Below are 1,451 nucleotides of genomic sequence, written 5' to 3' on the forward strand. Positions count from 1 at the left end.
TCCAGGATGCGGGACTTGAAGGCCATGAATTCCTTCACCAAGGGTCTACATATTTTACGAATGTTGCGGATGGTATCAAGCAGTTCTTGTGGGCTGTAATCAAAGCGCCGCTCACGGTTAAATACATATCCCGTATAGCTGGCGAAACCGCTCTTGCGTGCAATCTCCTGCCGAGTGCGGATCAGCTCGAGGCTAATTTCGTCCACCTGCCCTTCTATCTCCTTACGGGCTGCTACTTCCAAACGCCACAGGCGTTCGCGCTCGGCGGGGTCGGTACTGCGCTTTCTCAGACTGAGACTTTCTCCTAAGCTGACTCGACCCTCCGCTGTTTCTACTCTTAGTTGCCCTACCAGCCTTCGGTACTCACTAACCTGCTTCTGTTCTTTACCGAGCAGGTCGGCAATTTCAGAGGTGACGGGTTGTTTCTGACTCTGCCAGATGCGGATGACTCGCTGGTAACGCTGATCCGATGGAAGGTCGGGGTGATTTAGGGCGGCTTCGAGACACTCCGAGACGAGCCGCTCGAGGGTTGGAAAAATGCCTGAGACCAACTGCTGATACTGGGCTTTGGCCTCCTCGTCCGTAGTGTCCAGCATGGTGGGCCAGAACAGGCTGAAGTACAGATCGCGCTCGCGCTTGCACAACTCGCTGAACGGCTCGAACCACTGCTCAAATGGCGTAGCGGCCTGAATCCGTGCCCGTAAATCCAGCAACTCCCGCTCCAATTGTTCAGATTCTTCGCGCCATCCCACCAATCGAATATACCCTGATGCAGTGTGGGATCGGTGGACAAAAGAACCAAGAGACTTGCTGCTGGCGTTAACCCCGGCGGTGATCGTGCTGCTGTTGGGTCTGATGCAGTTCTATCTCGCCAAAACCCACGACCTCTCGCCCTGGCGGGCAGGTGGTTACGGGATGTTCTCTACCGCTAACGACATCAACCTCCGCTCGGTGCAGGCCCGCTTCAGGGATAGCGGGGAGTCAGTACCGCAGTTTGCGGAACGATACCGCCAAGCGCTCTTGCGCTTCAGGGTCATGCCCAGCCGCGAGTTGCTGGGTCGCATTGCGGAATCGGCAGCTTGCCTGCCGGATTCCAAGGGAGCGGTGGTGCTGGCGTACTGGGAGGGGAGTTTCGTGCCGGAAGCCCAAGGGGTGCGTTTCGAGCGGCGCTATGAGGCCGAGGCCGCCTGCCCCACGAAGTAGGTCGTTGTGAGCAAGCTACTCAGGTGGATACATAAGGTTGAAACAAGGGATTTGACCCTGCTGCTGGCTCTCCTCAGCATGTCGGTGTACGCGGTGGAGGCGTGGTATCTGACCGGCTACCTGATGGTGGTCGGTGGGGTCGGGCTGCTCTTCCGAGAGGTTCGCCACAGCCCCTGGTTCTGGCTGACCTTGTTCCTGGGGCCGCTGGCCTACCTGATGTTCAACTGGTACGAGACCGGAGATCGGAA

Annotated in this window: 3 protein-coding genes; 2 read left to right on the forward strand and 1 reads right to left on the reverse strand. The window is 57.7% G+C overall.

Going from position 1 to position 1,451, the window contains the following annotated elements:
- Window positions 1-752 (reverse strand): M3 family metallopeptidase (locus Q0288_RS16285; protein WP_299432821.1); only part of this gene is annotated, 752 nt, incomplete at its 3' end.
- Between the two features lie 22 nt (window positions 753-774).
- On the opposite strand from Q0288_RS16285, the gene Q0288_RS16290 reads away from it, so the two are divergent.
- Both Q0288_RS16290 and Q0288_RS16295 read left to right on the forward strand, forming a co-directional pair.
- On the forward strand, window positions 775-1,203 hold the full coding sequence (locus Q0288_RS16290) for a hypothetical protein (protein ID WP_299432824.1): 429 nt from the start codon (window positions 775-777) through the stop codon (window positions 1,201-1,203).
- Window positions 1,204-1,209: 6 nt separating this feature from the next.
- Window positions 1,210-1,451 (forward strand): hypothetical protein (locus Q0288_RS16295; RefSeq protein WP_299432827.1); only part of this gene is annotated, 242 nt, incomplete at its 3' end.

Origin of the sequence: uncultured Meiothermus sp., assembly GCF_937863175.1 — a bacterium.
Taxonomy (GTDB): domain Bacteria; phylum Deinococcota; class Deinococci; order Deinococcales; family Thermaceae; genus Meiothermus.